Source organism: Stieleria sp. (genome assembly GCF_041595215.1).
Lineage (GTDB): Bacteria > Planctomycetota > Planctomycetia > Pirellulales > Pirellulaceae > Stieleria > Stieleria magnilauensis.
The window spans coordinates 1-6,670 of the sequence record NZ_JBFHKV010000414.1; the positions used below are offsets into that span (position 1 = coordinate 1).

The window sequence follows — 6,670 nt, forward strand, 5'->3', positions numbered from 1 at the left end:
CCACCGGCTCCGATCCGCAGGAGTTGACGGTCAGTGGCGGCAAGCTCTTCTTCACCGCCGATAACGGCAGCAACGGGCGCGAGCTGCACACGTCGACCGGGACCCAGCTGGACATCCACCCGACCGGATCATCCAACCCCAACGCGCTGACCGACATCGGCGGTACGCTGTACTTTGCCGCGGACAATGGCGTCGATGGGACTGAACCCTTTCTGTCCAACGGCACCGTCGCCACGCAAATCGCCAACGTCGGTCCGCTCAGCAGCAGTTCCAACCCCAGCGGGTTCACCGAGTCCGGCGGTCAAGTCTACTTTGCCGCCGAGCAGTCCAACCGCGGCGCACTGCTGGAAGTCTTCTCCGGCATCACCGGAACGCAACTGGCCAATTTGACCGCCGCGCCGAATTACCCCGATGCCCCGGACTCGATTGTACTACTGGACTCCTTCGAGATCCCGACCAATGTCGCCGACAACTACGGGGTTCGCGTCCGCGCGTACTTGACCGTTCCCACGACGGGCGACTACACGTTTTGGATTGCTTCGGACGACCAAGGTTCGCTGCTGTTGAGCACGGACGACAACCCGGCCAACGCAGCTCAGATCGCTTCGGTCCCCGTCTGGACCAGCTCTCGACAATACGACAAGTACCCCACCGACCAGCAGTCGGCGCCGATCTCCTTGGTCGCCGGACAGGTGTATTACATCGAAGCGTTGATGAAGGAAGGCTCCGGCGGCGACAATTTATCGATCGCCTGGTCCGGCCCGGGAATTCTCGGACCGACCGTGATCGGCCAGCAGTACCTCACCCGCTTCGGGGTCGCTCCCACGGACCTGGGCACCGGACGTGAACTCTGGATCACCGACGGAACGACCGCCGGCACGGAACTGGTTGCCGACATCCAACCGGGCCTGTCAAGCAGCAACCCCGAACCCAAAGCCTCGACGGGATTGAGATTGTTGCTGAGCGTGACCGATGACGGACCCGTCGGGCGCGAGCCCTACAGCAGCGGAGGCGCTGCGGCGAACACCTCGCTGATCGAAGACTTGAACCAGGACCTGCGATTCGGCAGCCAGCCCGAAGGGTTTCATCCCTTTGGCGACGATTTCCTGTTCGTCGCCGATGACGGCCTGATCGGAAACGAACTCTATCGATTAGCCGCCAACGCACCGGTTGCTCCCGAAGTGGAAGTCGCCGCGCCGCCGGGCGTCTATCCGCCGGTCGGCCAGCAACAGCGCTCGATCGTTGACTCGATCAGCTTGGTCTTCGACGAAGAAGTCCTGGTCTCTGAGACGCAGATCGAATTGACCAATCGGGATACGAACACCAAAGTCACGTCGTTGATCGTCAACTCCACCTTTCAAAACGGCCAGACGATCGTGGAACTCACGTTCGGTCCCGGTCCATCGGTGGTCTCCCGTGACCCGTCCGGCACAACCGGTTTGCTCCATTCGTTGGCCGACGGGAACTACCAGCTGACGGTGCCGGCGACCGCAATTGAATCGGTGCAGACGGGATTGGGTTTGGCCGGCGATTGGGTGCACGGTGAAAACGCCGCCGACCAGTTTTTCCGACTCTATGGTGACAGCGATGCCGATCGGGATGTCGACGGCCAAGACTACGGACGCTTCGGACTGGCGTTCCTTCAATCAGCACCGGGCACCTACAATTCGGATTTTGATTTCGATGGCGATGGAGACGTCGACGGACAAGACTACGGCCGATTCGGACTTCAATTCCTGCGCCGCCTCGACCACTCCTGACTGCTGCGGCGACCCCGCACTCACACCTGCCAGAGTCCGTGCTGGATGCCACCTTGGAAAAAGATCGCGCACTTCCCGTGACCGGGGAGTTCCATCGGTGCAAGCGCGACCTCGCCCCCAGCCTTCTCGGCGGATGCGACCGCAGCATCAATGTCGTCGACCAGCATGTACGGCCGAACGATGGGCGACTCGGATTCGTGCATCGGAGCACGCACACCGATCTTTCCTCCGCTAGCTAACTCGGCCGTGCGTGCATTGCCAAGCATCGGATCACCGGCGTCGAACGTCACGCCATGGAGTTGGGAAAGCGTCTCGCAGACGGCGTCAACGTCCGGCGTGACGAACTCTAGATAGTGGACTTGCATTGTTCTTCTCGCTCCATTGAAATTGGTTTGAACCTGTCGAGCATGACTCGACACCTTCCCGCCGCCACCGCCTCGTCTAGGATCGCAACGAGAACAGCATGAAGGATTCTGCAACGAACACGCCGGCGGATGTTCATCGATTCTACAACGAACTGCCGAACCGTTTCGTTGCCTGGGCCGCGGTCGGTTCGATCGGCCTGTTCGGATTGACGCTGCTCGTGACCGGGCTTTCGCGCGAAGTGCGCAACGGCCTCGCGGGGCGACAAGCCGATGACATGTTTCTCATCGTCATCGGCGCCGTGATGGCCGGCGGGGCCGGATTGTTGGCCCGGCATCTGTTCATCGCCCGTGTAACGTTGACGCCAACGCAACTGGTGGTCAGCCGCTGGGTCGGATCGCGGCGTTTTGCGCTGAATGAAATCACGGGATTGGCGCGGTATCGAAAGACGATCAAAACCAAATCGCCTACGGAACCTGCACAGCCTGCCGCCGGCTTGTCCACATACACGGTTGAAGTGATGATCCTCAGGCTACCGAATCGATGCGCGGCCCAATTCACGCTTCCCCAGTTTTACGGCAACGTCGAGTTGCTGGAATTGCTGCAACAACGCACCGGACTCCAATTTAACGAGTTCGGCGATGAAGAAGCCAAGGCCCAGGCATGGCGGAAGGGCGTCGACGGTTGACCCGGCGTCACCGCGAGGTTTTATCGCGATACTGCGGCGGTGCGTAGGCTTCGTAGCTCGGGGCGTCGTACATGGAGCGCAGTTGGTCGTACGTTTGGTGAAGCTGTTTCCGGACCTCCGCGTATCCCTCATCGGAGTAAACATTTCGCATCTCGGCGGGATCCTTGACCAAATCAAACAGCTGCCATTCGTCGGTCCACGGCAGGTAGAACAGCTTGTGCGTGTGCGTCCGAACGCCGAAGTGTTGCGGCACGGCGTGCTCGCCGAGTTCATAGTAGGCGTAATAGACCGAATCGCGAATCTGTTGATCGCTGTCCTTGAGCACCGGCATGATCGACGTCCCTTGAACTTCGTCGGGAGTTTCCATGCCGGCCATGTCCAGGAACGTGGGGGCATAATCGATGTTTTGAATCAATGCCGTCGGTTTCGAGCCCGGCTGAACCACGCCCGGCCAGCGGATCACAAAGGGCATGGTGAACGACTCCTCGAACATCCATCGTTTGTCGAACCAACCGTGTTCGCCGAGATAAAACCCTTGGTCGGACGAATAGATCACGACGGTGTTGTCCGCCAATTGATGATCGTCCAGGTATTTCAACAATCGACCCACGCTCTCATCGACTGCCTTGACCGTTTCCAAGTAGTTCTGCATGTAACGTTGGTACTTCCAACGCACCAGTTCTCGATGATCGATCTTTCCGGCTTTGTAGTCATCGATAAAGGCTTTGTTTTTCGGCGCGAAGTGCGCGTCCCACGTTGCCTTCTGTTCCTCCGTCATGCGGTTGTATTCCGGGGTGCCGTAAGACCGAAACTCGGGCAAGGTGACGCCCTGCATCTCGTCCTTGCGCAGCTTCAAATCGTAGGCCCACGTCATGTGCCGATCGATTTCCATTTCATTGTTCGGCAACGTTCGGCTGCGCGTGGCATAGTCATCGAACAAGTTGTCCGGCTCGGGAATGGTGACTCCGTCGAGCGTTCCGAGGTGGCGAAGGGCGGGGGCAAACGTTCGGTGCGGTGCCTTGTGCTGGCACATCAAAAAGAAGGGCTTGTCGGCGTCGCGATCGTCGAGCCACCGGATCGCTTTGTCGGTCGTGATGTCGGTGGCGTATCCTTCAAACCGTTGCTGCTTGCCGTCCATCGAGATGAAAACCGGATTGTAATAGCTGCCTTGCCCGGGCAAGATGTCCCAGTAGTCGAAGGCGACCGGATCCGTTTTCAAGTGCCATTTCCCGATCACCGCGGTCTGGTAGCCACCGCCGTGCAACGACTTGGCGACGGTCCATTGAGACTGGTCGAACCCCGCGCCGGTGTTGCGCAAGAAACCGTTCTTGTGGCTGTGTTTGCCGGTCAGGATGCAAGCGCGTGACGGGCCACAGATGGAATTGGCGCAAAAGGAGTTCCGAAACAGGGCACCTTCGTTGGCGATGCGATCGATACTGGGCGTCGGCGCGACCTCCGCGAGTCGACCACCGTAGGCCGAGATCGCGTTCAAGGCATGGTCGTCGGAAAAGATGAACAAGATGTTCGGTCGTTCGGCGGCGAAGGCGGGCGCGAGAGATGCCAGGGCCAGGATCGTCAGAGAAAGGATTCGTCTCATGAAACAGCGTTCTAGTCGTCGGGGGTGGTGAAGTGGCGTGAACGGATGGCAGGGGCGAACCGGCAAGGCTGGTCGCATCGATCTGTCCATTTTCGCTGCAACCAGTCTAGCAACCGGCACTCGATTGCGGTCGCAGATCCGTCGTCGAGGGATCGATGTCACCCAAGACGGCCGCGATCCTGACACGAACGAAGCGCAAGGGAGTAGATTTTCAACCACCCATTGCCCCCCTAGTGACCCTACCAGGTGACGATGTTGGGCAGGTCCGTTACTTTCCGATCCACCGGCCCACCTTTTTTGATCTTTCTTGCCCTGGTAACGTTGCGTCGATCGGCGGCCGAACCAAACTCGTCCGCATCCTGTCAGCCAAGCGGTGGCTGGAGCGATCCCCCTGCAATGAAAGAGGAAAAGAGAAAGAATGGACGCTGATAAATTCGATGGAATTGCCCGTACTGTTGTGATTTCCGGGATCGGGTTGGTCGCCTTGGTGCTGGCCGCCCAAAAATTCCTGTTTTAAAGCTCAGGCGAGATCTGTTCGACCTGGCGAAGCACATCCGCAAAGGGGATTTGTTCACAGACCCCAAAACTGGCATGCCGGGACAGCCGCGAGCGAATCATCTGCGGTGAAGACAGTCCACACAAAAACCGCGCCCTCTGACGCGCGGTCGCGAAATGGTCCGGATACTGCCGACAGACCTCGGCCAGCGCGCGTCGCACGCCGTCACCGATCTCGCGATGGCTGATCGGGGGAATCGTGTGGGGACCTTCGCCGAGGCAATGACTGCAAACACCGCACGCTTCATCCATCACTTCGCCAAAATGTTCGGCCAGCCGACGTGACTGGCAATTCGATGCGCTCGCGATCGCGAACACGTCTTCCAGCCTCGACACCTCCGACTGCTCACGACTGACCACTTTTTCGAAATACCGGTCAGCGATGACCTTGGGATGTTCCAGCCGCCGTTTCCAGCGGTACCCGTGAACCAAATCGCTGACGTTGACTTCGATCCAGTTTTGCGCCGCCATGAAGTCGATGGCTTTGACGATCCGCTGGCGATCTTGCCCAAGGGCCTTGGCCGCCGTCACGGTATTGAGCGAGAACCACTTCCGCGCCTTGGTCAGTTGACCGAGCAATCCGGCCAGAAACTCTCGTCGCTCGCCGTCAAAGTTATTCAAGATCGCGCGCGAGGTCACCAAGGGATGAATCTTATAGGAATCGTAGCGCGGCGATGTCGCTTGCAAGTAACCGTCTAATTCCAAGTACGTCAGCAACGTGCGGACGACAAGGATTCGGATGTCGGTTTCGAATGACAACTTGTAGTGGGAGACAAAAAATTCGTCGGGTTGGCCGTGACAAAAATCAATCATCCGTCCCACACTGTGACGACTGGGAGTATCGCCATAGGTGAAATTCTCCAGCACCACACGGTCTTCGGGTAACAACAATAATTCGCAAACCGACTGCCCACCGTCGCGTCCGGCGCGTCCGATCTCTTGGGCGTAGGCCTCCAACGACTTGGGCGGATTGTAGTGATAGACGTAGCGGATGTTTGCTTTGTCGATCCCCATCCCGAAGGCGATCGTCGCGACGATGATGCCGTCGTCCGATGCCAGAAAATCCTGTTGGATCGTGGCCCGCCTCTCGGCGTCCATCCCGGCGTGGTAAGCAGTCGCGGGAATGCCGTCGTCGCTGAGTTGCTCGGCGATCATCTCGGCCGTTTTCTGTTTCGAAACATACACCAACGTGGCCCCCCGCGGCCGCGACTCGATGCGGTGGCGGAGTGTTTCGTAATGGTCGGCCGCGGTGACGACGGTGCTTTTCAAATGCAGATTGGAACGATGAAACGGAGTACGGATCGCATCGTCGCGTTCGATGGCAAAGGCCTTGCGAATGTCCTCCAACACCGCCGGCGTCGCCGTCGCGGTCAGCGCCAGAATGCGATCGGCGTTGAGCGTGCCGGCCAATTCAGCGAGCTTCAAGTAATCCGGACGAAAATTGTGCCCCCACTGACTGATGCAATGCGCCTCGTCGATCGCAAACAGCGAGACGTCCAACGAGCCCACCGAGGCGAGAAATCGTTCGTTGAAAAACCGCTCCGGGGCGACGTACAGCAGGCGGATCGAACCGTCGCGGATGCCCCGCATCGCGTCACGAAATTCTTGCTCGGTCAAGGAACTGTCCAGACGGGCGGCGCGGATCCCACGTGCGGCCAAGGCGTCACACTGGTCCTTCATCAACGCGATCAGCGGCGAAACGACGAC

The 6,670-nt window shown here is 59.1% G+C and carries 5 protein-coding genes; 2 read left to right on the forward strand and 3 right to left on the reverse strand.

The annotated features are described in order from the left end of the window. A partial coding sequence (locus ABX749_RS16620; protein ID WP_372896956.1) for a PA14 domain-containing protein occupies positions 1-1,760 on the forward strand: 1,760 nt, incomplete at its 5' end. A 20-nt stretch (positions 1,761-1,780) separates the two neighbouring features. Here the strand turns inward: ABX749_RS16620 and ABX749_RS16625 are convergent. Continuing rightward, the gene (locus tag ABX749_RS16625; protein ID WP_372896957.1) at positions 1,781-2,125 is read right to left on the reverse strand and encodes a VOC family protein; all 345 of its coding nucleotides are present in this window, start codon (positions 2,123-2,125) and stop codon (positions 1,781-1,783) included. Positions 2,126-2,223: 98 nt separating this feature from the next. Here ABX749_RS16625 and ABX749_RS16630 point away from each other — a divergent pair, with 98 nt between their 5' ends. Then, entirely contained in the window at positions 2,224-2,811 is a 588-nt protein-coding gene (locus ABX749_RS16630) for a hypothetical protein (protein ID WP_372896958.1), read from the forward strand. A 7-nt stretch (positions 2,812-2,818) separates the two neighbouring features. On the opposite strand, the gene ABX749_RS16635 is transcribed toward ABX749_RS16630, so the two are convergent. Next, positions 2,819-4,408 (reverse strand): sulfatase, encoded by a 1,590-nt coding sequence (locus tag ABX749_RS16635; RefSeq protein ID WP_372896959.1) that lies wholly within the window; start codon positions 4,406-4,408, stop codon positions 2,819-2,821. A gap of 513 nt (positions 4,409-4,921) precedes the next feature. Next, positions 4,922-6,670, reverse strand: a 1,749-nt coding sequence (locus ABX749_RS16640) for an ATP-dependent DNA helicase RecQ (RefSeq protein WP_372896960.1), incomplete at its 5' end; no start/stop codon positions are given.